Below are 24,737 nucleotides of genomic sequence, written 5' to 3'. Positions count from 1 at the left end.
ACCAGTGAAAGCGTCAACGAGCCGTGATTTTCCAGGCGCGGTGGATCTTGGTATTGCGGGCGAAATCCGGATCAATGGTCTGCGCACTGATTTCCTCGACCGCATAACGCTCGGCGAGGTTTTCCTCCAACTGGAACTTGCGGAAGTTGTTGGAGAAATACAGCACGCCACCCGGTGCCAGCCGCGCCATCGCCAAGTCGATCAACTGCACCTGATCGCGCTGTACGTCGAAGATGCCTTCCATGCGCTTGGAGTTGGAGAACGTCGGCGGGTCGATGAAGATCAGGTCGTATTCGTCACGGCTGCTTTCCAGCCACGCCATCACATCACCCTGCTCCAGACGATTCTTGTCCGAGAAGCCGTTCAGCGACAGGTTGCGTCGCGCCCAGTCCAGATAGGTTTTCGACAGGTCGACGCTGGTGGTGCTGCGCGCGCCGCCCTTGGCCGCGTGCACGCTGGCGGTCGCGGTGTAGCAAAACAGATTGAGGAAGCGCTTGCCGGCCGCCTCTTTCTGAATGCGCATGCGCATCGGCCGGTGATCGAGGAACAGGCCGGTGTCGAGGTAATCGGTGAGGTTGACCAGCAGCTTCACGCCACCTTCATTGACCTCGACGAACTTGCCCTGCGCAGCCTGACGCTCGTACTGCTTGGTGCCGCTCTGCCGCTCGCGGCGCTTGACCACCACGCGGTTCTTGTCGACGTTCAACGCCTGCGGAATGGCCGCCAGCGCATCGAACATGCGCGCCGAGGCTTTTTCCGGGTCGATGGATTTCGGCGCGGCGTATTCCTGAACGTGCACCCAGTCGTGGTACAGGTCGATGGCCATCGCGTATTCCGGCATGTCGGCATCGTAAACGCGGTAGCAATCGATGCCTTCGCGCTTGACCCACTTGCCCATTGCCTTGAGATTTTTCTGCAAGCGATTGGCAAACATCTGCCCTCCTTCACTCAAGCGCGGCTGCTCGATCACTGGCGCCGGGGCTGGCGTCGGCTTGATCGGATTGCCGTTCTTGTTGAACTTGCGCTCTTGCGGCTCGTCCGGGGTCTGGTCGTAAGCCGCTTGCTCGCGCTCGGCCTGGCGCTGTTCCGGGGTGCGACGTTCGCCAGTGACGAACTGATCCGGCAGAACCTTGATCAGCAGCAGTTTGCACGGCAGCGCGCCGTTCCAGAACGAATATTGCTTATGGCTGCGAATGCCCATGCGCTTGCCCAGATCCGGGGCGCCGGTGAACACCGCCGCTTCCCAGTTCAGGCAGGCCTGACGCAGACGCTCGCCCAGATTCTGGTAGAGATACAGCAGGCTCGCTTCGTCACCGAGACGCTCGCCGTACGGCGGATTGCAGATGACCAGGCCTTTCTGGTTTTGATCCGGGCGCGGCTCGAAGGTCGCCACTTCGCCCTGGTAGATCTTGATCCACTCGCTGAGGCCGGCGCGTTCGACGTTGTTGCGGCCCGGCTGAATAAGACGAGGGTCAGCTTCATAACCGCGAATCCACAGCGGTGGCTTGGCCAGGCCAGCGGCGGCGCGCTCGACGGCTTCTTCATGAAGTTTTTTCCACAGCGCCGGTACGTGACCGAGCCACGCGGTAAAGCCCCACTGCTCGCGACGCAGGTTCGGCGCCATGTCGGCGGCGATCATTGCCGCCTCAACCAAGAACGTACCGACACCGCACATCGGGTCAGCCAGCGCGCCGCCTTCGGCAGCAATGCGCGGCCAGCCGGAACGGATCAGGATGGCGGCGGCGAGGTTTTCCTTCAGCGGCGCCGCGCCCTGCTGCAAGCGGTAGCCGCGCTGGTGCAGGCTGTGGCCGGACAGGTCGAGGGACAGAATCGCTTCGCCGCGATCCAGTCGCAGGTGAATGCGCAGGTCCGGGTTGAGTTTGTCGATGGATGGACGATCGCCCTGTGGCGTGCGCAGTTTGTCGACGATGGCGTCTTTGACTTTCAGCGCGCCGAAGTGGGTGTTGTCGATGCCCGAGCCGTGGCCGCTGAATTCGACGGCCAGGGTGCCGTCGCTGAGCATGTGATCCTGCCAGTCGATGTCGAGCACGCCGTGGTAGAGGTCTTCGGCGTCTTTCATCGGGAAACGCTTGAGCACCAGCAACACACGGTTGGCCAGACGCGACCAGAGGCACAGGCGATAGGCGGTTTCCATGGTTGCCATGCCACGCACGGCAGAGGTGTGCTCGCGCGCTTCTTCAAGGCCAAGCCCGACGGCTTCCTCGATGAGCAGGCCTTCAAGGCCTTTGGGGCAAGTGAGGAAGAGTTCGAAACGATCGGACATGGTAATTCCAGAGCCTTTGGCTAGTGGGCCGGCAACGCATTGCCGACCCGGTTTTCAATCAGGCGCTTTTCTGAAAGAGCGCCCGCGTGGCACGAAGGTGTGCCGTTCCATCCCCGCTGCTCGGGTTAAAAGAGCTTAGATGCCGGGACAGATAAAAAAGTTGGTGCAACAAAAAGACTGAAAGCGACCCTTCGTCGAATAGTACCCAAGCGCAAACGTGGGTCATTCTCACTAAGGATTGACCCGCTGGATCAGCGGGGCGCCGATCATACCGGGGTTTGCGCAATGCACGTTGAATAAATACGCAGTTACTTATCGCCATAGCATCCTTTACGTTACGTGCTTATGACAAAACGATCATTCCCTCGGTGTGACTCATTGGTTAGAACTGAGCACAGGTTGACGTCGCAACGGCGTCAACACCTTGGCTCGCCACGCCGGCAGCGAGCCGCACGATGGCAGGTTTTTTCTGCCAGACCTCAATTGAGGTCAACGCGACACTACAGTCAACAAGTGAGGGAAACACCCTATGAGAAGACTTAAGCGTGATCCGTTGGAAAGAGCATTTTTGCGCGGATATCAATATGGCGTTGGTGGCAAATCCCGTGAGCTTTGCCCATTTACTCTACCGTCGGTACGCCAAGCCTGGATCAACGGCTGGCGAGAAGGACGCGGCGACAACTGGGACGGTATGACCGGCACTGCGGGAATCCACAGACTCAACGAACTTCACGCCGTCGGCTGACACAGGGCATTTATTCCGACACGACAATCTGAATCTGCATTGAATTAACCACGCACGTCCTTCCCGGACGGCGGGCTACGGCCCAGGGGCTCCTTCGAGGAGCCCTTTTTATTGCCTGCAAAAAAGGTTAATCGGGATCCACGTGGCGAGGGGATTTATCCCCGCTCGGCTGCGCAGCAGTCGCGAAGTCGGAATTTCAATTTAACTGGCATATCAGTGTGCAAGGTTTGGGGCTGCTGGGCAGCCCAGCGGGGATAAATCCCCTCGCCACAAAGGCTCCCACAAGGCCTCCGCAATCCTCAGCGCAGCGCGGCGATGGCGTCTACCGCTTCGCGAATCAGCGCCGGGCCTTTGTAGATGAAGCCCGAATAGATCTGCACCAGGCTTGCACCGGCCGTGATCTTCTCCGCCGCGTGCTTGCCCTCGGTAATCCCGCCCGCAGCAATGATCGGCAAACGCCCGGCCAATTCGCCCGCCAGCACCTTCACGGTATGGGTGCTCTTTTCACGCACCGGCGCACCCGACAGACCGCCCGCCTCGTCACCATGCTCCATGCCTTCGACGCCGACACGGCTGAGGGTGGTGTTGGTCGCAATGACCGCGTCCATGCCTGTTTCGATCAACGCCTGGGCAACCTGCGCGGTTTCTTCGTCAGTCATGTCCGGGGCGATCTTGATTGCCAGCGGCACATGCTTGCCGTGGCGCAGCGCCAGTTCAGCGCGGCGCGTGGCCAGATCCGCGAGCAATTGCTTGAGCGAATCACCGAACTGCAGGCTGCGCAGGCCCGGGGTGTTTGGCGAGCTGACGTTGACGGTGACGTAGCTGGCGTGGGCGTAAACCTTGTCCAGGCAGATCAGGTAATCGTCGACCGCACGCTCGACCGGGGTGTCGAAATTCTTGCCGATGTTGATGCCCAGCACGCCCTTGTATTTTGCCGCAGCGACCCGCGCCAGCAAATTATCCACGCCAAGGTTGTTGAAACCCATGCGGTTGATGATCGCGTCGGCTTCCGGCAGGCGGAAGATCCGTGGTTTCGGGTTACCCGGCTGCGGACGCGGGGTCACGGTGCCGATTTCAACGAAGCCAAAGCCCAGTTGCGCAAAACCATCGATGGCCGCGCCGTTCTTGTCCAGGCCTGCCGCAAGCCCCACCGGGTTCGGGAACTCCAGCCCCATGACGGTCACCGGCATCTTTGCCGGTGCCTTGCACAACAAGCCGTTGAGGCCCAAACGTCCACCCGCGCCGATCAGATCCAGCGACAGATCGTGGGAGGTTTCCGGGGAAAGTTTGAACAACAGCTGACGGGCCAGGGTGTACATGGGCGGCAATGACTCGGGCGGCGAAAAGAGGCGGCGATTATAGCCGGGCATCGTCGCCCGGCGCGAGGCGCCTGCGCGAATCAGGCGACTGGCATATGCCTTGCACCGCCCTGCTCATCAGTCTGCCGACCAATGACGGCGCGCAGGCCAGGACAATGGCGTCGTCCCCGGTTTTGCCTGCGCAGAATCCGGGACGGCGTTTTTTTTGAGGTAGCGTATGAACGAAACGTCCTTGGGGCCTCTGGCCTGGGTCAACGGCAGCGATGCGCCGGAAAAAAGCGCGATCAATCTCGGCTTCATGGCGCTGAGCGACTGCGCCTCGGTGGTGGTCGCCGCCACTCAGGGCTTCGCCCAGCCCTACGGCCTGACTCTGAACCTCAAGCGTCAGGCATCTTGGGCCAACCTGCGCGACAAGCTGGTCAGCGGCGAACTGGATGCCGCGCACAGCCTGTACGGGCTGATTTATGCGGTGCACCTGGGCATCGGCGGCGTCGCCCCCACCGACATGGCGGTGCTGATGGGCCTGAACCAGAATGGCCAGAGCCTGAACCTGTCCCATGGTTTGCAACAGGCTGGCGTGAACAGTCCTGAAGCGCTCGATCGGCATGTGCACCAAAGCCGCGCAAAACTGACCTTCGCCCAGACCTTCCCCACCGGCACACACGCGATGTGGCTGTATTACTGGCTGGCGAGCCAGGGCATTCATCCGTTGCAGGACGTCGACAGCGTGGTGGTGCCGCCGCCGCAAATGGTCGCGCACCTGCAAGCCGGGCGCATCGACGGCTTTTGCGTCGGCGAACCGTGGGCGGCCAGCGCCGTGCAGCAGGACCTCGGCTTCACCCTGGCGACCAGCCAGAGCATCTGGCCCGACCACCCGGAAAAAGTCCTCGGCTGCACCCGCGAATTCGTCGAGCAATATCCCAACACCGCGCGGGCGCTGGTCATGGCCATTCTTGAGGCCAGTCGCTTCATCGAAGAAAGCCCGGAAAACCGCCGCAGTACCGCGCAATTACTCAGCGCCACCGAATACCTCGACACCCCCGCCGCGTGCATCGAACCGCGCTTTATGGGCGACTACGCCGACGGCCTCGGCAATCGCTGGCAGGATCCGCATGCGTTGCGTTTTCATGGCGATGGCGAGGTCAATCTGCCCTACCTTTCCGACGGCATGTGGTTCATGACCCAGTTTCGTCGCTGGGGTCTGTTGCGCGAGGATCCGGATTATCTGGCCGTCGCCCGCCAGGTTCAGCGCCTGGATTTGTATCGCGAGGCAGCGAGCGCTGTTGGCGTAGCGTCTTCCTGCGCAGACCTGCGCAGCAGCCAATTGCTCGACGGCAAGGTCTGGGACGGCAGCGATCCGGCGGGCTATGCGCGCAGTTTCAAGCTGCATGCCCTGAGCGACGCCGCCCCGCTTCTCGCCCAGCGCTGACAGGAGACCGCGAACATGTTGCGCATTCTGCTGATCAACGACACCGCGAAAAAAGTCGGACGCCTGAAAGCGGCGCTGACCGAGGCCGGCTTCGAGGTAATCGACGAGTCCGGCCTGACCATCGACCTGCCGGCGCGCGTCGAAACGGTGCGCCCGGACGTGATCCTGATCGATACCGAGTCACCGAGCCGCGATGTCATGGAGCAAGTGGTACTGGTCAGCCGCGACCAGCCCCGGCCGATCGTGATGTTCACCGACGAACATGATCCGGGGGTGATGCGTCAGGCGATCAAGTCCGGGGTCAGTGCCTACATCGTCGAAGGCATTCACGCACAGCGGCTGCAGCCGATTCTCGACGTGGCGATGGCGCGCTTCGAGAGTGACCAGGCTTTGCGCGCGCAATTGCAGGCCCGTGACCAGCAACTGGCCGAGCGCAAGCGCATCGAACTGGCCAAGGGTTTGCTGATGAAGATGAAGGACTGCAACGAAGAAGAGGCCTACACCCTGATGCGCCGCCAGGCCATGAGCCGCCAGCAGAAGCTGATTCAGGTGGCGGAGCAGATCATTGCCATGAGTGAGTTGCTGGGCTGAGACTTTGTGTTGTCAGAGCGGGCCTCTTCGCGAGCAGGCTCGCTCCCACAGGTGGCATACATTCCAATGTGGGAGCGAGCCTGCTCGCGAATGGCGACACCTCGGTCACGAACTGTTGGCACAAATCTCGCTAAGCAAACCGCACAGGTAACCAACGGCGGTTGCCCCACCTACGACAAAGACGTCGCTCACCCCGTTCGCCCCTCGGCGAATCAGGTAGCGGCGTTTTTGCGTTTTGGCCCCACAGAGCGGGGCCGGTGGTGCGGCCGTGAGGCGCTCCACCTGCTGTGCATGACTCCTTTCGAGACTCTTTTCAGCCGAGGTGCGCGATGAATTCAAGCTTCTGGAAATCCGGCCATACCCCGACCCTGTTCGCGGCCTTCCTGTATTTCGACCTGAGCTTCATGGTCTGGTACCTGCTCGGCCCGCTGGCGGTGCAGATTGCCGCCGACCTGCACCTGACCACCCAGCAACGCGGCCTGGTCGTCGCCACGCCAATTCTCGCCGGCGCGGTGTTGCGCTTCGCCATGGGCATGCTCGCTGATCGCTTGTCGCCAAAGACCGCCGGGCTGATCGGCCAGGTCATCGTCATCTGCGCGCTGTTCGGTGCGTGGAAACTGGGTATCCACAGTTATGAACAGGCGCTGATCCTCGGCCTGTTCCTCGGCATGGCCGGCGCCTCGTTCGCCGTGGCGCTGCCGCTGGCCTCGCAGTGGTACCCGCCAGAGCATCAGGGCAAAGCCATGGGCATCGCCGGTGCGGGCAACTCCGGCACCGTATTCGCCGCGCTGCTGGCGCCAGTGATTGCCGCTGCGTTCGGCTGGAGCAATGTTTTCGGTTTCGCCCTGATCCCGCTGGTGCTGACTTTGCTGCTGTTCGCCCTGTTGGCAAAAAACGCCCCGCAGCGGCCGAAACCGAAAGCCATGGCCGACTACTTCAAGGCCCTCGGTGATCGCGACAGCTGGTGGTTCATGTTTTTCTACAGCGTCACCTTCGGCGGCTTCATCGGCCTGGCCAGCGCCCTGCCCGGTTACTTCAACGATCAATACGGTCTGAGCCCGGTGACCGCTGGCTACTACACCGCGGCCTGCGTGTTCGGCGGTAGCCTGATGCGGCCATTGGGTGGCGCGCTGGCCGATCGCTTCGGCGGCATCCGCACTTTGCTGGCGATGTACACCGTCGCTGCCATCTGCATCGCAGCGGTGGGCTTCAATCTGCCAAGTTCCTACGCGGCGCTGGCGCTTTTCGTCTGCACCATGCTCGGCTTGGGCGCCGGCAACGGTGCGGTTTTCCAACTGGTGCCGCAGCGTTTTCGTCTGGAGATCGGCGTGATGACCGGGCTGATCGGCATGGCCGGCGGTATCGGCGGCTTCGCCCTCGCGGCCGGCATGGGCGCGATCAAGCAAAGCACCGGCAGCTATCAACTGGCACTGTGGTTGTTCGCCAGCCTCGGCGTGCTGGCATGGTTTGGCCTGCACGGCGTCAAGCGTCGCTGGAGAACCACCTGGGGTTCGGCGGCAGTGACAGCGGCGCGGGTCTGAGGCCTCAATGGCTCTGCAACTGAGCTTCGCCGAAGCCAGCGCCACCGGCCCGCGTGCGGAGAATCAGGACGCCCTGCGTTCGGTGACACCGGCGCCGGCACTGGCGGTGAGCAAGGGTTATCTGTTCGCCATCGCCGACGGCGTCAGCCAGTGCGCCGATGGCGGCCTCGCCGCGCGTTCGACCTTGCAGGCGCTGGCGCTGGACTACTACGCGACGTCGGAAACCTGGAGCGTGGCCCAGGCGCTGGATCGCCTGCTGCTCGCGCAAAATCGCTGGCTGCAGGCCAACGGCGGCGGGCAACCGCTGCTGACCACGGTCAGCGCGCTAGTGATGCGCGGTCGGCGCTTCACCCTCGCCCACGTCGGCGATTGCCGGGTTTATCGCTGGCACGCCGAGCGCTTGCAGCGCATCAGCGAGGATCACGTCTGGGAGCAACCGGGCATGCAGCACGTGCTCAAACGTGCGCTCGGGCTCGATCAGCATCTGGTCCTGGATTTCCTCGACGGCGAACTGCGTGAGGGTGAAAGCTTCGTTTTGCTCAGCGACGGCGTCTGGTCGACCTTGGGCGATACCGCAATCGCGGCGATTCTGCGCGATCAAGCGGACCTGCACAGCGCCGCGCAAACCTTGGTCAACGCCGCGCATCTGGCCGGCAGTCGGGACAACGCCAGTGCCCTGCTGGTGCGCGTCGATGCGCTGGGCGAAGCGAGCATTGGCGATGCGCTGGTGCAATTGCAGCAATGGCCACTGCCGCCAACGCTGAAACCCGGGCAAGCGTTTGAAGGCTGGCAGGTGCAAGGCATCATCGGCCAGAGCCAGCAATCATTGCTATATCGCGTGCTCGATAGTCAGGGTCAGCTTTGGTTGTTGAAGACCTTGCCAGCGCGGCTGGCCGACGATCCGCAAGCCGGGCAGGCGCTGCTGTCGGAAGAATGGTTCCTCAAGCGCGTGGCCGGCCGGCATTTTCCGCAAATCCATGCCTGCACTCAGCGTCAGCATTTGTACTACGTCATGCGCGAATACGTCGGGACGACACTGGCCGACGTGTTTCAACACAGCGGCCCGTTGCCATTGGCGCAGTGGCAGGACATCGCCGAGCGCCTGTTGCGCGCGGTCGGGCTGTTGCATCGGCGGCAGATTCTGCATCGCGACATCAAACCGGAAAACCTGCTGCTGGGTGATGACGGCGAGCTGCGCCTGCTGGATTTCGGTCTGGCTTACTGCCCGGGACTGTCAGAGGACGCGCCGTCGACCCTGCCGGGAACGCCTAGTTTCATCGCCCCGGAAGCGTTTCGCGGCGAACCACCGAGTGCACAACAGGATTTGTATTCTGTCGGTGTCACTCTCTATTACCTGCTCACCGGGCATTTCCCCTATGGCGAGATCGAAGCGTTTCAGCGGCCCCGATTCGGCGTGCCGGTGAGTGCCAGTCGCTATCGCCCGGACTTGCCGGAATGGCTGGCGCAAAGTCTGGAACGCGGCGTCGCCGCCGATCCGCAGCAACGCTTTGAAACCGCTGAAGAGTGGCTGCTGGTGCTGGAACAGGGTGAGCGGCAAAGTTTGAGTGTGCGGCCCCGGCCTTTACTGGAGCGGGAGCCGTTGAAGGTCTGGCGGACGATGGCTTTGGTGGCGTTGCTGGGGAATGTTGTGCTGCTGGTTTTGTTGTTTCATGGCTGAGACCGAGTTGCGCCATTCGCGAGCAGGCTCGCTCCCACAGGGGATTTTTTTCGTTCGCAGATACCTTGTGGGAGCGAGCCTGCTCGCGAAGGCATTCGGCGTCACACCGCATAACCCCCAGAATTAACGCGCCACGAACGAGCAACACGCCTCGATTCGGTGCAAAAAAACCTTTTCTCACAACCCGAATTCCCAATAAATCCGCGTCCACCCAAGTTGGCACAACCACTGCATTACCCTTTTCACCATACATAAAGCCCAACCTTCAACGACGAAGGCTGCGCTTCCCGAGAGAACGGGACCAGGACAAAGGCGTCCTCGCTAGGCAACTAGCGGGACGCCTTTTTTTGTTTGCGCAAAATTTGTCGAGCAAGGCCCGACGGCCCACCAGAGGCCAGCCGCAGCTCCCGGAGAACCTGATGAAAAAACTCAAACTGGTGATGATCGGCAATGGCATGGCCGGGGTGCGTACCCTGGAAGAACTGCTCAAGCTGAGCGACGAGCTCTACGACATCACCGTCTTCGGCGCCGAACCGCACACCAACTACAACCGCATCCTGCTGTCGCCGGTGCTGGCCGGTGAGCAGACTTTTGAAGAGATCGTCCTCAACGACCTCGACTGGTACCTGGAAAACAACATCAAGCTGCTGCTCAACCGCAAAGTGGTGGAGATCGACCGGGTCAAACGCCGAGTGATTGCCGAGGACGGCACCGAAGCCGAGTACGACCGCCTGCTGATCGCCACCGGCTCGACCCCGTTCATCCTGCCGATTCCCGGCAACACCTTGCAGGGTGTGATCGGTTACCGCGACATCGCCGACACCCAGGCCATGATCGACACCGCCAGGACCCACAAGCACGCCGTGGTCATCGGCGGCGGCCTGCTCGGCCTCGAAGCGGCCAATGGCCTGATGCTGCGCGGCATGCACGTCACCGTGGTGCACCTCGGCGAATGGTTGCTGGAGCGGCAACTGGACAAGACCAGCGGCCAGCTTCTGCAATCGGCGCTGGAGTCCCGTGGCCTGCATTTTCGCCTGTGCGAACAGACCCAAGCCCTGCACGACGCCGGCAATGGCCGGGTCGGCTCGGTGCAGTTCAAGAACGGCGACATCATCCCTGCCGACCTGGTGGTGATGGCCGCCGGCATCCGTCCCAACACCGAACTGGCGGAAAAGGCCGGCATCCCGTGCAATCGCGGGATTCTGGTCAACGACACCCTGCAAACCTACGACCCGCGCATCTACGCGATCGGCGAATGCGCCAGCCATCGCGGCATCGCCTACGGTCTGGTGGCGCCGCTGTTCGAACAAGCCAAGGTCTGCGCGAATCACCTCGCGCAACTGGGTTTCGCTCGCTATCAAGGCTCCGTGACTTCGACCAAATTGAAAGTCACCGGCATTGACCTGTTCTCCGCCGGCGATTTCATGGGCGGCGAAGGCACCGAAACCATCACCCTCTCCGACCCGATCGGCGGCGTGTACAAAAAACTGGTGATCAAGGATGACGTGCTGGTCGGCGCCTGTCTGTACGGCGATACGGCAGATGGCGGTTGGTATTTCCGGCAGATTCGTGAGAATCACGCCATAGGCGAGATCCGCGATCACCTTATGTTCGGCGAAAACGCTTTAGGCGACGTAGGACATCAGGGCCAGGACAAAGCCATGATCATGGCCGACAGCGCCGAAGTCTGCGGCTGCAATGGCGTGTGCAAGGGCACCATCGTCAAGGCTATTCAGGAACACGGCCTGTTCAGCGTCGATGAAGTGAAGAAACACACCAAGGCTGCCAGTTCCTGCGGTTCCTGCGCCGGTCTGGTCGAGCAGATCCTGATCAATACCGTGGGTGGCGCGGCCGACGTCAAACCGAAAAGCGAAAAAGCCATCTGTGGTTGCAGCGACCTCAACCACGGGCAGATTCGTCAGGCGATCCGTCAGGAACACCTCCTGACCATCGCCGAGACCATGAGTTACCTGAACTGGCGCACGCCCAATGGCTGCGCGACCTGTCGCCCGGCGCTCAACTACTACCTGATTTCCACCTGGCCGGGCGAGGCCAAGGACGACCCGCAATCGCGTCTGATCAACGAACGCGCCCACGCCAACATCCAGAAGGACGGCACCTATTCGGTGGTACCGCGCATGTGGGGCGGCGTGACCAACCCATCGGAACTGCGGCGGATCGCCGATGTGGCCGACAAGTACAACGTGCCGATGGTCAAGGTCACCGGCGGTCAGCGCATCGACTTGCTGGGGATCAAGAAGCAGGATCTGCCCGGCGTGTGGAAAGACCTCGACATGCCGTCCGGCCACGCCTACGGCAAATCCATCCGCACGGTGAAAACCTGTGTCGGCAGCGAGTTCTGCCGCTTCGGCACACAGAACTCGACGCAACTGGGCATCGAACTCGAGCACGACCTGTTCAACATGTGGTCGCCGCACAAAGTGAAGCTGGCCGTGTCCGGTTGCCCACGCAACTGCTCGGAAGCGGGCATCAAGGACGTAGGAATTATCGGCGTCGACTCCGGCTGGGAGATGTACATCGGTGGCAACGGCGGGATCAAGACCGAAGTCGCCGAGTTCTTCGTCAAGCTCAAGACTGCCGAAGAAGTCCGTGAATACAACGGCGCGTTCCTGCAGCTCTATCGCGAAGAAGCCTTCTACCTCGAGCGCACCGTGCACTACCTGCAACGGGTCGGCATGGAACACATCAAGAAGAACGTGCTTGAAGACGCCGAGCGGCGCAAGGCCTTGAACGAGCGCCTGCAATTCTCCTTGTCGTTCGAACAGGACCCGTGGAAGGAGCGCCTGGCGCAGCCGCAATTGAAGAAAGAATTCGATGTGATCCCCGTGAAAAACCTGGAGGTGCCGGCATGAACTGGCTCGATATCTGTGCACTGGAAGAGATCAACGCCCTCGGTTCGCGGATCATTGCCGGGCCGAAAGGTGACATCGCGATTTTTCGTACAAGCGACGACGAGGTTTTCGCCCTCGATGACCGCTGCCCGCACAAGGGCGGGCCTCTGTCGCAAGGCTTGATCTACGGCAAGCGCGTGGCCTGCCCGCTGCACAACTGGCAGATCGACCTCGAAACCGGCGAAGCCCAGGCGCCGGACATCGGCTGCGCCCATCACCATCCGGCGCGGGTCGAGAATGGTCGTGTGCAACTGGCCCTGCGGGACGCCATCTGATGAACCGCCAGACGACCGCCTCGACCTGCTGTTACTGCGGGGTCGGCTGCGGCGTACTGATCGAGCATGACGGCGAGCGCATTCTCGGCGTCAGCGGCGATCCGGCGCACCCGGCCAACTTCGGCAAACTGTGCAGCAAAGGCTCGACGCTGCACCTGACCGGCGACCTCGCCGCCCGCGCCTTGTACCCGGAACTGCGCCTGGGCAAAGGCCTGGCGCGCGGCCGCACCGACTGGAATACGGCACTGGAACACGCCGCCAACATGTTTGCCGAAACCATCGCCGAGCACGGCCCGGACAGCGTGGCGTTCTACATCTCCGGGCAGTTGCTCACCGAGGACTACTACGCTTTCAACAAACTGGCGCGGGCGCTGGTCGGCACCAACAACATCGACAGCAATTCGCGGCTGTGCATGTCCTCGGCGGTGGTCGGCTACAAACGCAGCCTCGGCGCCGACGCGCCGCCGTGCAGTTACGAAGATCTGGAGCTCAGCGACTGCGTGATGATCGTCGGCAGTAACATGGCCTATGCCCATCCGGTACTTTTCCGTCGTTTGGAAGAAGCCAAATCCCGCCGCCCGCAGATGAAAGTCATCGTCATTGACCCGCGTCGCACCGACACCTGCGATCTGGCTGACCTGCACCTGGCGATTCTTCCGGGCACAGATGTCGCGTTGTTCCATGGGATTTTGCATCTGCTGCTGTGGGAAGACTGGATCGATCGCGATTTCATCAAGGCGCACACCGAAGGCCTCGCCGAACTCAAAACCCTGGTCCGCGATTACACCCCGCAGATGGTTGCGCAACTGTGCGGCATCAGCATCGAGCAACTGCAGCAATGCGCAGAATGGGTCGGCACTGCGCCGAGCTTCCTGTCGCTGTGGTGCATGGGGCTGAATCAGTCCACCGCCGGCAGCGCAAAGAACAGCGCGCTGATCAATCTGCACCTGGCCACCGGGCAAATCGGCCGTCCCGGTGCAGGACCTTTCTCACTTACCGGTCAGCCGAACGCCATGGGCGGGCGGGAAACCGGCAGTCTGTCCAATCTGCTGCCCGGTCACCGCGATGCCGCCAACCCGGAGCATCGCGCCGAGGTGGCGGCGTACTGGGGTGTGGAGAGCTTGCCCGAGGCGCCGGGCCTGAGCGCCATCGAACTGTTCGAAAGCGTGAGAAGCGGCAAGATCAAGGCGTTGTGGATTGCCTGTACCAATCCGGCACAGTCGATGCCCGATCAAAGCGCAGTCCGCGCAGCGCTTGAGGCCTGTCCGTTTGTGGTGTTGCAGGAAGCCTTTCGAACCACCGAAACCGCTGCGTTTGCCGACCTGCTGTTGCCGGCCGCCAGTTGGGGCGAGAAGGAAGGCTCGGTGACCAACTCCGAGCGGCGCATTTCCCACGTGCGCAAAGCGGTTGTCGCACCGGGCGAAGCGCGGCCGGACTGGGCCATCACGGTGGATTTCGCACAGCGTCTGGAGCAACGCCTGCGCCCCAAACAGCCGAGCCTGTTCGCTTTCGATCAACCTTCGCAGTTGTTTGATGAATTCAAAGCGCTGACCCGTGGGCGAGACCTGGATCTGTCCGGGATCAGTCATGCCTTGATCGACGAGATCGGTCCGCAGCAATGGCCCTTCCCTACCGGCACCCGCCAAGGCACGCCACGCTTGTACGGCGACGGCATTTTTCCTACAGCCAATGGCCGCGGGCAGTTCATTGCCGATCCGTATCGCGCCGCCAAGGAACAACGCGACGCGCGCTTCCCGCTGACCTTGATCACCGGTCGCCTGCGTGATCAGTGGCACGGCATGAGCCGCACCGGCACCGCCGCGCAATTGTTCGGCCACGTCAGCGAAGCCGTGCTGAGCCTGCACCCTGACGAAATGCGCCGGCACCGCTTGCAGCCCGGCGATCTGGTCAATCTGAAAAGCCGCCGTGGCGCGGTGATTGTTGCGGTCGGTAGCGACGACAGCGTGCGTCCGGGCCAGGCGTTCCTGCCGATGCACTGGGGCGATCGCTATCTCAAGGGCGGCGTTAACAGCCTGACCCTGCCGGCGTTTGATCCGCTATCGAAACAACCAGAACTCAAACACAGCGGCGTGCGTCTGGAGGCAGTCAACCTGCCGTGGCAGCTGTTCGCCTTGATCGAGGGTGATGTTCAACGGCATTTGGAGACGCTACGACCGCTGTGCGAGGCATTTTCCTACGTCAGCCTCAGCCTTGTCGGTCGTGAGCGGCCAGCGTTGCTGATACGCGCTGCACACGCCGAGGCGCCGGATCCACAGCTGCTGGGTGAGATCGACCAGTGCCTGTCCCTGCTGGATGGCCCGGTTCTGGCCTATGACGATCCGCGTCGCGCCATTGGCAAGCGAGTGCGCATCGAAAACGGCCGTATCACCGCGATTCGCCTGGCCGGCGAAACCCTTGCGCAACACTGGTTGCAGAGCCTGTGGCTGGAGGGCCGCGCCGACCAACAACTGCGGCGCTGGCTGCTCGCGCCGATGAGCGCGCCGCCGGGCGCTGTCGGCGCCATTGCGAGCGACAAGACCTTGTGCAATTGCGAAAACGTCAGCCTCAACGCAGTCTGCGCCGGCATTCGCCAGGGCCTGGATCTGCCAGGTCTGAAAAACACTCTCCGATGCGGCACGCAATGCGGTTCCTGCGTGCCGGAAATCAAGCGTCTGCTGGCTGCCGAAGCGCGGCCGGTCGCGGTCATTTAACGAGGACAACACCATGAATGCGAAAGTCTGGCTGGTGGGCGCAGGCCCCGGCGATCCGGAGCTGCTGACGCTCAAAGCGGTGCGCGCATTGCACGAGGCCGATGTGGTGATGATCGATGATCTGGTCAACGACGCGGTGCTGGAGCACTGCCCGGCTGCTCGGGTGATCCCGGTGGGCAAGCGCGGCGGCTGCCGTTCGACGCCGCAGGCATTCATTCATCGGCTGATGCTGCGTTACGCACGCCAGGGCAAATGCGTGGTGCGGCTCAAGGGCGGCGATCCGTGCATTTTCGGGCGCGGTGGCGAAGAAGCGCAGTGGTTGCGCGAGCGCGGTGTTGAAGTGGAACTGGTCAATGGCATTACCGCCGGGCTGGCCGGGGCGACCCAGTGCGATATTCCGCTGACGTTGCGGGGCGTGGCGCGCGGGGTGACGCTGGTCACTGCGCACACGCAGGATGACAGCCAGTTGAACTGGCAGGCGCTGGCGCAAGGCGGGACGACGCTGGTGATCTATATGGGCGTGGCCAAGCTGGGCGAGATTCGTGATCAGCTGCTGGCCGGAGGGATGGCGGCGGATACGCCGGTGGCGATGATCGAAAACGCCTCGTTGGCGCATCAGCGTGAATGTCGCAGTGATTTGACTGCGATGGCTGAGGACGCATTGGCGTTTGAATTGAAGAGCCCGGCGATTCTGGTGATCGGTGCGGTGGCGGCTGTTACTCAAGAGCAAAAGATCGCAGCCTTCGGCAGCTCCGGGACGGCGTACAACGTGCAGGCGCTTTAAGCGTCAAAGCCAAATCGCAGACAAAGAAAAGCCCGGCCTGAGCCGGGCTTTTCCATCAGCGGCAGCTAATTACTTAGCTTGAGCTTCAACCTGCGCTTCTACGCGACGGTTTACAGCGCGGCCAGCGTCAGTTTTGTTGTCAGCAACTGGGCGGGATTCGCCGTAGCCAACAGACTGAACGCGGGACGATTCAACACCGTACTGGTTGGTCAGAACTTGCTTAACGGCGTTTGCACGACGCTCGGACAGTTTCTGGTTGTAAGCGTCAGGACCGACGGAGTCAGTGTGACCTTCAACAGTAGTGGTGGTGGATGGGTACTGCTTCATGAAGTCAGCCAGGTTTTTGATGTCGCCGTAGCTGTTTGGCTTGACTACCGACTTGTCGAAGTCGAATTTCACGTCCAGCTCAACACGAACAACTTCAGCAACTGCTGGGCAGCCATCAGCGTCAACGGTTACGTTGGCTGGGGTGTCCGGGCACTTGTCAACGTTGTCGCAAACGCCATCGTTGTCGCTGTCGGAGCAGACTTCAGCAGGTGCTGGAACTGGAGCAGCAGCTGGCTTGGAGCCGCCACCGAAGTTCACACCGATACCGACGCTAGGAGCCCACTCGGTGTCGCCCTGGTCGATGTTGTACTGAGCTTCAACGCCGGCACGGGCGTAGAAGTTCTCGGTGAAGTACAGCTTGGCACCGCCGCCAACGTTGGCGAAGGTGGAACGGTTACGACCGTTCGAACCGTTCTGGTCGATGCTCTGGTCAGAGAAACCGGCCGAAACGTATGGACGAATCATGTCGCCTGGGTTGTTGAAGTGGTACAGAGCGTCCAGAGCGGTGTTAGCGCCTTTGACGTTCTTGCCATCGTCGGCACGTACGTTGTGCACTTCGTCGTAGCCCAGACGCAGTTCAACGTCGTCGGTCAGGAAGTAACCGATCGAACCGCCGAACAGGTTGCCGTTGTTCTTGAAGTTACGAGCGCTGTCGAATTGTTCTTTCTTAGCGAAGCCTTCGATTTCAACTGCGCCTTGGCCTTGTGCCAGAGCGCCGAACGAAGTGGCGGCAATCAGAGAACCAATGGCCAAGCCCAAGGTGTTTTTCAGTTTCATCCGTTAAATCCCCATCTGGTGATTGTGAAGCAGTCCCGCAAACCGGGGGACAACTCGGCGGCAAGTCTATCAGAACTTGCCTACACGTAAGAGATATTTGCGCTGAACTAAGTTTCAGCAATGCCTGCAAATTTCTCACGCAATTTATCTAGAGCGCGTTTGTAACGCATTTTTGTCGCACTCAAACCCATGTGCATGATGTCTGCGATCTCCTGAAACTCCAGCTCTGCGACAAATCGTAGCACCAGAATTTCGCGGTCAATCGGATTCACATACACCAGCCAGCGATCAAGCCCACCCTTCTCCTCCGGCTTCGGCGCCTTTTCTTCAGACGCTTCTTCAAGAGGGTCCAGACTGAGAGCGTCCATCAAGCGACGCTTACGCCGTTCCTTCCGATACTGCGTGATGCATTCGTTGTAAGTGATGCTGTAAAGCCAGGTTTTGAACTTCGATTTCCCCTCGAAGTTCTTCAGGCCGTACAGCACCTTCAGCATCACTTCCTGACAGACATCGTCTGCGTCGCGATCGTTCCCAAGATATCTCGCGCAGACGTTAAATAATGTTCGCTGGTAACGCCGCATCAACTCTTCGTAGGCGCGCGTTACGTGAAACAGCTCGGTATGCGAGCGCGCGACCAACTCCTCATCAGAGAGCTCGCGGGGGTCGTAGCGCGTGGATAGCGGTTGGGCTTTATTCAAAACAAGTCGTGCCGACAGTCAGGTCAATGTCCGCCACAACCAGCCTCGGCTGGCATTTTGCGGCGGCATACATTAGCAGGGTTTGCCGGTTTAGCGGCTACTCACATGCTGTTCCAGCAGGATCCGATTGGAAAGAGAGACTAGCTCACCCTCATCGGTCAGCAATGTGGTTTTAACCGTGCCGATCTCTTCGATCTGGCCTTCGACCTCGCCAACACGCACTTGTTGCCCAACCTCATACAGCTCACGCACATAGATTCCCGCAAGAATCTGACCGGCAATTTCCCGGCTTCCCAAACCCATGGCCAGCGCAACTGCCAGACCAACGGTAATCAATACGATGACAATCACATGGTTCAGCAGGTCAGTCTTGACCTCGAGCTGGCTGATCGCAACCGAGATGCTGATGATGATCACCAGCCCTTGCGCGATCCGCCCCAACCCGGAAGCGTAGTCCAGGCCTACGCCTTCTGCTGCGCCGCGCACCAGCCCGTTGGCCAGTTGCGCCAGCAGGACTCCGACCAGCAACACCAGCGCGGCGCCGAATACTTTCGGCAGATACAACGCCAGCATATCCAGCGTAGCTGAAACTCGCTCAAGGCCAAGGGATTCTGCCGCAGAAACCAGAAAGATCAGCAGAACGAACCAATAAACGATTTTACCGATCAGTGTCGAGATCGGCACCTGCAGCCCGGCGCGCGACATCAACTTGGTCAACCCGGTGCCGCCCATCAGGCGATCGAGGCCCAGTTTGGCGAGCAATTTGGAAAGCAAGGTGTCGAGCAGTTTGGCCACGACGAAACCCAACAGCAGCACAACCAGTGCGCCGAACAGGTTCGGAATGAAATTAGCGACTTTGGTCCACAACGCAGTCATTGCAGTGACGAGGCTCTGAGTCCAGAGATCAAGTTCCATATTCAATCAGCCTTATCAGCAGTGCGAGCAGTGGTTTTACGGAGACGGGAAACCGGCGAGACATGCGCCGAGCCATTGTTCAGGGCGATCATCAGCGCGGGCAGCCAGCGGCCCAGCAGGCTGAACAGATCGCCGGCGCCGACCTGGCGGTTGGCGGTTTTGAGTACGCGGCCCAGGCACGCATCGTCGTCGCGGCTGGACGGCGAAGCGTTGAGCATGTCGCGCAAAGACTGTTCAAACGGATCGTGCATACGCACCTCTCGTGATGTCTGTGAAAGACGCGGGCAGATTTGCTCGGGTCACATGCGCCATGTTCACACCCAGCGCAATCGACGGAACAACCACCACTGGCCGAATGCCAGGGCGAGTACCGTCATGCAGGCAATCAGGAAACCATACGGGCTCTCGGCGAACGGAATCCCGCCGACATTGATACCCAGCAGACCGGTGATGAAACTCATCGGCAAAAAGATGCAGGTAATGATGCCGAAGCGGTACATGGTGCGATTCATGTGCACGCTCAAACGCCGGTCTTCGGCCTCCAGCACAAGCCCCACGCGCTCTCGGGTCAATTCGAGCTCTTCCAGATAACGGGTCAGGCTGTTGTTCAATTCGTTCCAGTAGTCGGCGTCGTCTTCAACGAACCAAGGCAGTTTTATCCGCGTCAGTTGTCCGAAAATGTCCCGCTGCGGCGCAAGAAAACGCTTCAGCCCGGCTGCCCGACGGCGGATGTGCAAAATGGCGCCATGCTCGGGTGTATACCGTTCGTCGGCATCGAGTTTTTCTTCCTCTTCATCGACCACTTCCGAGAGACACGTGACCAGATCCTGCACTTTATTGGTGAGGAACTGCGCCAGATACAGCATCAATTCAGAGGAGGTTTTCGGGCCTTTGCCCTCGCCAAGCAGCGTCATCAGCTCATCCGTGGCGCGCAACGGACGCAAACGCAGGGAAATCACCCGCTGAGCGGAAGCGAAGATCCGCACCGAGACCATGTCTTCCGGCTCGGCGCCGGGGTTGAGATTGACCCCGCGCAAAAACAACAGCAGCTCGGAGTCGGGCAACGGCAACAGACGCGGCCGGGTATTTTCTTCCAGCAGCAGATCGCAGGTGAATTCATTGAGCCCGCTGGACTTGCGCAGCCAGGTCTGGGTCTGCGGATGGCTGCGGTCCCAGTGCAGCCACAGGCTTTCATGGGCCTGCAACTGCAAATCGTCGAGCTCAGTCCGGGCTATCGAACGCGCACCGCCCTTGCCATCCAGCACCAGGGCATGCACCAGCCCCCATTGCGCGTTTTCTTCCTCGAACATCCGCATCCCTTGTCGAAAAGCTTATTCAGGCATTTTCAGCGGAGTCGGCGAAACAATCACGCCGTTGTTGTCCGCATAAATGTACTGACCGGGGTGAAACGTCACGCCGGCGAAGGTCACCGGAACATTGAGGTCGCCGATGCCGCGCTTGTCGGTTTTCATCGGGTGACTGGCCAGCGCCTGCACGCCGAGATCGGTCTGCGCAATGACGTCGACGTCACGGATGCAACCGTAGATCACCAGCCCTTCCCAACCGTTCTGCGCGGCCTTGGCGGCAATCATGTCGCCCAGCAGTGCGCGGCGCAGCGAGCCGCCACCGTCGACCACCAGCACTTTGCCCTTGCCGTTGAGCTCGGCTTGTTCCTTGACCAGCGAATTGTCTTCGAAGCACTTGATGGTCACGATTTCGCCGCCGAAGGAATCCCGGCCGCCGAAATTGCTGAACATCGGTTCCAGCACCTGTACCAGCTCCGGATAGGCGTCGCACAGATCAGGCGTAAGGTAATGTTCCATCGAAAAACTCCTGTAACAAGGAAGACGATCAAGGGATGCCGCATTCTGATGAGACGAGTTCCGGCGGTCGCTGTTTACCTTAGTCCATGCCATGGTCGCTGAGCGAACCTGAACCGCGGCTGAAACGTTATCGCTAAACAGTCACGAAATATGACCGGAACCGCACAATGCGTCATATCTTAGCCGCAAGCCAGGCTGAACGGAACGCCCCTCACCCTGCAGCGGCCAGATCCGCCGTCTGCGCCAGCAATGGCGCCTGCTGATCGTTCAACCAGCGCGCCACCAGCGGCCATACCTCAGCCTGCGCCGCTTTGCTCACCAGCATTTCGACATGACCGAAATTATCCGAGAAGCCCTGCTCGCGGCCGAGATTGATGAACTGCTTGTGCTCGGAGCCGATCTGCTCGAACAGCTTGCGGCAGGCCCACGCCGGATCCTGATGATCGCCCGCTGCCGTCACGGCCAGCACCGGCACCTGAACCTCGGCGAGCCCCGCCCACCAGTCCTTGTCCTTGTCGCCGAAGCGGCCAAACAAGCCGTACCAGCGCATGCTTTCGATGGCCAGGCCGATCGGCTCGTCTTCCGGACCGCGTTTGAGGCGTGAGCCGGACAACTGCGCGAAACGCTTGAGAATAAAGCGCCCGCCCCACTCCACCGGTGGGATTTTCAACGGCCAATAGGTGCGACTGACCTGAGTGCCGAAAAACGCCGCCGAGGCCACGGCCGGTTCGCCAAGGTATTCGCCACCGAGCGCTGCTGCCAAGGTGATGCCGCCCAGCGAATGGCCGATCCAATGCGGGATCTGCCCGCTCTGCTCACGCACGAACGCGGCAATCGCCGGCAGGTCGTAACGGGCGTAGTCGGCGACACGGTTGCGCCGATAATCTTCGTTGCGCTGGGACAGGCCGTGACCGCGCATTTCCGGAATCCACACGTCGAAGCCCAGCCGCGTCAGATACGCGCCGAGCCCGAGGCCTTTGGGGGAAAACCAGAAGCGCCGATTGGAAAAGCTGCCGTGCAACAGAATCACCGGCACGCCGCGTGGCGCCTTGTCATCGGCCATGCCCAGGCGAGTGACGGCGATCTCCACGGACCAGTCCGGGCTGTTGCCGGGTTTCAATCGATAGACGTCTTCGCTCAGATCGCCGCGCCGCTCGGCGCTGATCAGCGCGACAGGAAACAGGTTGCTGCTGCTTTGCATAATGCTCTTGCACAAAAAAGGGCGGCATCCGATGGAGCCCGCCCTACTTCAATCTAAAGGCCCGGCCCATGTGGGAGCGAGCCTGCTCGCGAAAGCGGTGTATCAGCCAACATCCATGGGTGAATGTTGCTGCGTCTTCGCGAGCAGGCTCGCTCCCACATGGGGCGCGGGCCAATTACATACTGATCAAGCCTGACCTTCGGCGAGGAAGAACCAGGTTTCCAGCACGGTATCCGGGTTCAGCGACACGCTTTCGATGCCCTGTTCCATCAGCCACTTGGCCAGATCCGGGTGGTCGGAAGGACCCTGACCGCAGATGCCAATGTACTTGCCGGCCTTGTTGCAGGCCTGAATGGCATTGGCCAACAGCTTCTTCACCGCCGGATTCCGCTCGTCGAACAGGTGCGCGATGATCCCCGAGTCACGGTCCAGACCCAAAGTCAGTTGGGTCAGGTCGTTGGAGCCAATCGAGAAACCGTCGAAGAATTCGAGGAATTCCTCAGCCAGAATCGCGTTGGATGGCAGCTCGCACATCATGATCACGCGCAGACCGTTCTCGCCGCGCTTCAAGCCGTTTTCGGCGAGCAGATCGACCACTTGGCTGGCTTCGCCGAGGGTACGGACGAACGGCACCATGATTTCCACGTTGGTCAGGCCCATCTCGTTGCGCACGCGTTTCAGCGCGCGGCATTCGAGTTCGAAGCAGTCGCGGAACGATTCGCTGATGTAACGCGAAGCGCCACGGAAGCCCAGCATCGGGTTTTCTTCTTCCGGCTCGTAGAGCTTGCCGCCGATCAGGTTGGCGTATTCGTTGGACTTGAAGTCCGACAGACGCACGATGACTTTTTTCGGCGTGAACGCGGCAGCCAGGGTGCTGATGCCTTCGACCAGTTTGTCGACATAGAAGTCGACCGGGTCGCTGTAACCGGCAATACGCTTGTCGACGCTGTCTTTGATTTCCTGCGGCAGGCCGTCGTAGTTCAACAGCGCTTTCGGGTGCACGCCGATCATGCGGTTGATGATGAATTCCAGACGCGCCAGACCGACGCCGGCGTTCGGCAATTGGGCGAAGTCGAAGGCGCGATCCGGGTTGCCGACGTTCATCATGATCTTGAACGGCAGCTCCGGCATGGCGTCGACGGAGTTCTTCTTGATGTCGAAGCCCAGTTCGCCTTCGAAGATGTAACCGGTGTCGCCTTCGGCGCAGGACACGGTCACGCCCTGGCCATCCTTCAGCAGCTGGGTGGCATTGCCGCAACCAACCACGGCCGGAATGCCCAGCTCGCGGGCGATGATCGCCGCGTGGCAGGTACGCCCGCCACGGTTGGTGACAATGGCGCTGGCGCGCTTCATGACCGGTTCCCAGTCCGGGTCGGTCATGTCGGAAACCAGCACATCGCCCGGCTGGACTTTGTCCATTTCCGAGACGTCTTTGATGATCCGTACTTTACCGGCGCCGATGCGCTGGCCGATCGCCCGACCTTCCACCAGCACGGTGCCGGTTTCCTTGAGCAGGTAACGCTCCATGACGTTGGCCTGGGTGCGGCTTTTCACGGTTTCCGGACGCGCTTGCACGATGTACAGCTTGCCGTCGTCACCGTCCTTGGCCCACTCGATGTCCATCGGGCAGCCGTAGTGTTTTTCGATGATCATCGCCTGCTTGGCCAGCTCGCTGACTTCGGCGTCGGTCAGGCAGAAACGCGCGCGTTCGGCCTTGTCGACATCGACAGTCTTGACCGAACGACCGGCCTTGGCCTCGTCGCCGTAGATCATCTTGATGGCTTTGCTGCCCAGATTGCGACGCAGGATGGCCGGACGACCGGCTTCCAGCGTGCCTTTGTGTACGTAAAACTCATCCGGGTTGACCGCGCCTTGTACGACGGTTTCGCCCAGGCCGTAAGCGCCGGTGATGAACACCACGTCACGGAAACCCGATTCGGTATCGAGGGTGAACATCACGCCGGCAGTGCCGGTTTCCGAACGCACCATGCGCTGCACACCAGCCGACAGGGCGACCAGTTTGTGGTCAAAGCCCTGGTGCACGCGGTAGGAAATCGCACGGTCGTTGAACAGCGAAGCGAACACCTCTTTGGCGGCGCGGATAACGTTTTCCACGCCACGGATGTTCAGGAAGGTTTCCTGCTGACCGGCGAAGGACGCGTCCGGCAAGTCTTCGGCGGTGGCGGAAGACCGCACGGCCACGGCCACATCAGGATTACCGGCCGACAGCGCAGCGAACGCGGTGCGGATCTCGGTATTGAGCTTTTCAGGGAATTCGGCGTCCATGATCCATTGACGGATCTGCGCGCCGGTCTTGGCCAGGGCATTGACGTCGTCGACGTCGAGCGCGTCGAGGGCCTTGTGGATCTGCTCGTTCAGGCCGCTCAGTTCGAGGAAGTCACGATAGGCCTGAGCCGTCGTGGCGAAGCCGCCGGGGACCGAAACACCGGCGCCTGCCAGGTTACTGATCATCTCGCCCAGGGATGCGTTCTTGCCCCCCACATGCTCAACATCGTGTTTGCCGAGCTTATCGAGGGAAACTACGTACTCTACCAAGGTGATCTCTCCACTAACTGTGTTGGAAAAGCTCAGAAACCGGCGGCCCGGGGGAGCCTTGGCCGGTTGTATGGCCTGGACCTGGAAAATAAGTGAGAATGCGGGCCAATGGCGGCCGGCAAATCGCGCCTATCATATCCAAGATTCGTTACTAGCTTAAGGCCCAAGGTG

General features: G+C 60.9%; 19 protein-coding genes. 9 read left to right on the top strand and 10 right to left on the bottom strand.

The features are described from left to right. Nucleotides 1–13: 13 nt before the first annotated feature. Nucleotides 14–2,284 (bottom strand): bifunctional 23S rRNA (guanine(2069)-N(7))-methyltransferase RlmK/23S rRNA (guanine(2445)-N(2))-methyltransferase RlmL, encoded by a 2,271-nt coding sequence (rlmKL, locus tag ACZ0AZ_RS18045; protein ID WP_039763005.1) that lies wholly within the window; start codon nucleotides 2,282–2,284, stop codon nucleotides 14–16. 529 nt (nucleotides 2,285–2,813) lie between these two features. On the opposite strand from rlmKL, the gene rmf reads away from it, so the two are divergent. Next, entirely contained in the window at nucleotides 2,814–3,029 is a 216-nt protein-coding gene (gene rmf, locus ACZ0AZ_RS18040; RefSeq protein ID WP_003223300.1) for a ribosome modulation factor, read from the top strand. Between the two features lie 299 nt (nucleotides 3,030–3,328). Here rmf and ACZ0AZ_RS18035 read toward each other — a convergent pair whose 3' ends face one another. Beyond that, nucleotides 3,329–4,348, bottom strand: a complete 1,020-nt coding sequence (locus ACZ0AZ_RS18035; RefSeq protein WP_039763004.1) for a quinone-dependent dihydroorotate dehydrogenase — start codon at nucleotides 4,346–4,348, stop codon at nucleotides 3,329–3,331. Between the two features lie 217 nt (nucleotides 4,349–4,565). On the opposite strand from ACZ0AZ_RS18035, the gene ACZ0AZ_RS18030 reads away from it, so the two are divergent. The 8 genes from ACZ0AZ_RS18030 to cobA all read left to right on the top strand — a co-directional run bounded on the left by ACZ0AZ_RS18030 (nucleotide 4,566) and on the right by cobA (nucleotide 16,269). Continuing rightward, nucleotides 4,566–5,777 carry a CmpA/NrtA family ABC transporter substrate-binding protein gene (locus ACZ0AZ_RS18030; RefSeq protein WP_310407045.1) on the top strand — a complete coding sequence of 404 codons (1,212 nt, stop codon included), beginning with the start codon at nucleotides 4,566–4,568 and terminating at the stop codon, nucleotides 5,775–5,777. A gap of 15 nt (nucleotides 5,778–5,792) precedes the next feature. Continuing rightward, nucleotides 5,793–6,368: an ANTAR domain-containing response regulator gene (locus ACZ0AZ_RS18025; protein ID WP_007916390.1), complete on the top strand. Its 576-nt coding sequence runs from the start codon at nucleotides 5,793–5,795 to the stop codon at nucleotides 6,366–6,368. A 329-nt stretch (nucleotides 6,369–6,697) separates the two neighbouring features. Continuing rightward, entirely contained in the window at nucleotides 6,698–7,909 is a 1,212-nt protein-coding gene (locus tag ACZ0AZ_RS18020) for a nitrate/nitrite transporter (RefSeq protein ID WP_039763002.1), read from the top strand. Nucleotides 7,910–7,916: 7 nt separating this feature from the next. After that, entirely contained in the window at nucleotides 7,917–9,587 is a 1,671-nt protein-coding gene (locus tag ACZ0AZ_RS18015) for a protein kinase domain-containing protein (protein ID WP_463537828.1), read from the top strand. Between the two features lie 419 nt (nucleotides 9,588–10,006). Continuing rightward, nucleotides 10,007–12,460: a nitrite reductase large subunit NirB gene (gene nirB, locus ACZ0AZ_RS18010; RefSeq protein WP_129999195.1), complete on the top strand. Its 2,454-nt coding sequence runs from the start codon at nucleotides 10,007–10,009 to the stop codon at nucleotides 12,458–12,460. Next, on the top strand, nucleotides 12,457–12,774 hold the full coding sequence (gene nirD / locus ACZ0AZ_RS18005) for a nitrite reductase small subunit NirD (RefSeq protein WP_016773836.1): 318 nt from the start codon (nucleotides 12,457–12,459) through the stop codon (nucleotides 12,772–12,774). The genes nirB and nirD overlap by 4 nt, the downstream gene beginning before the upstream one ends. Then, nucleotides 12,774–15,485, top strand: a complete 2,712-nt coding sequence (locus ACZ0AZ_RS18000) for a nitrate reductase (protein ID WP_463537827.1) — start codon at nucleotides 12,774–12,776, stop codon at nucleotides 15,483–15,485. Before nirD ends, ACZ0AZ_RS18000 begins: the two co-directional genes overlap by 1 nt. Nucleotides 15,486–15,498: 13 nt before the next feature. After that, nucleotides 15,499–16,269, top strand: coding sequence for a uroporphyrinogen-III C-methyltransferase (gene cobA, locus ACZ0AZ_RS17995; RefSeq protein WP_463537826.1), 771 nt, complete (start codon nucleotides 15,499–15,501; stop codon nucleotides 16,267–16,269). 69 nt (nucleotides 16,270–16,338) lie between these two features. Here the strand turns inward: cobA and ACZ0AZ_RS17990 are convergent, their stop codons facing one another. The 8 genes from ACZ0AZ_RS17990 to ppsA all read right to left on the bottom strand — a co-directional run bounded on the left by ACZ0AZ_RS17990 (nucleotide 16,339) and on the right by ppsA (nucleotide 24,566). Beyond that, on the bottom strand, nucleotides 16,339–17,373 hold the full coding sequence (locus ACZ0AZ_RS17990; RefSeq protein ID WP_016773833.1) for an OmpA family protein: 1,035 nt from the start codon (nucleotides 17,371–17,373) through the stop codon (nucleotides 16,339–16,341). Nucleotides 17,374–17,480: 107 nt separating this feature from the next. Then, nucleotides 17,481–18,071, bottom strand: a complete 591-nt coding sequence (gene sigX, locus ACZ0AZ_RS17985; protein ID WP_016773832.1) for an RNA polymerase sigma factor SigX — start codon at nucleotides 18,069–18,071, stop codon at nucleotides 17,481–17,483. Nucleotides 18,072–18,161: 90 nt separating this feature from the next. Continuing rightward, nucleotides 18,162–18,986: a mechanosensitive ion channel family protein gene (locus tag ACZ0AZ_RS17980; RefSeq protein ID WP_016773831.1), complete on the bottom strand. Its 825-nt coding sequence runs from the start codon at nucleotides 18,984–18,986 to the stop codon at nucleotides 18,162–18,164. 2 nt (nucleotides 18,987–18,988) lie between these two features. Next, nucleotides 18,989–19,237 (bottom strand): hypothetical protein, encoded by a 249-nt coding sequence (locus ACZ0AZ_RS17975; protein WP_003223293.1) that lies wholly within the window; start codon nucleotides 19,235–19,237, stop codon nucleotides 18,989–18,991. A 63-nt stretch (nucleotides 19,238–19,300) separates the two neighbouring features. Next, the gene (locus ACZ0AZ_RS17970; protein ID WP_463537825.1) at nucleotides 19,301–20,296 is read right to left on the bottom strand and encodes a zinc transporter ZntB; all 996 of its coding nucleotides are present in this window, start codon (nucleotides 20,294–20,296) and stop codon (nucleotides 19,301–19,303) included. A 21-nt stretch (nucleotides 20,297–20,317) separates the two neighbouring features. Continuing rightward, nucleotides 20,318–20,809 carry a ribonuclease E activity regulator RraA gene (gene rraA / locus ACZ0AZ_RS17965; protein WP_039762996.1) on the bottom strand — a complete coding sequence of 164 codons (492 nt, stop codon included), beginning with the start codon at nucleotides 20,807–20,809 and terminating at the stop codon, nucleotides 20,318–20,320. A 211-nt stretch (nucleotides 20,810–21,020) separates the two neighbouring features. Then, nucleotides 21,021–22,010, bottom strand: coding sequence for an alpha/beta fold hydrolase (locus ACZ0AZ_RS17960; RefSeq protein WP_129999198.1), 990 nt, complete (start codon nucleotides 22,008–22,010; stop codon nucleotides 21,021–21,023). A 186-nt stretch (nucleotides 22,011–22,196) separates the two neighbouring features. Further along, complete coding sequence (ppsA, locus tag ACZ0AZ_RS17955) at nucleotides 22,197–24,566, bottom strand: phosphoenolpyruvate synthase (RefSeq protein ID WP_039762994.1); 2,370 nt, start codon at nucleotides 24,564–24,566, stop codon at nucleotides 22,197–22,199. Nucleotides 24,567–24,737 lie beyond the last annotated feature (171 nt).

Source organism: Pseudomonas sp. AC239 (assembly GCF_979258545.1).
This window is presented reverse-complemented; position numbering and strand designations above follow the sequence as displayed.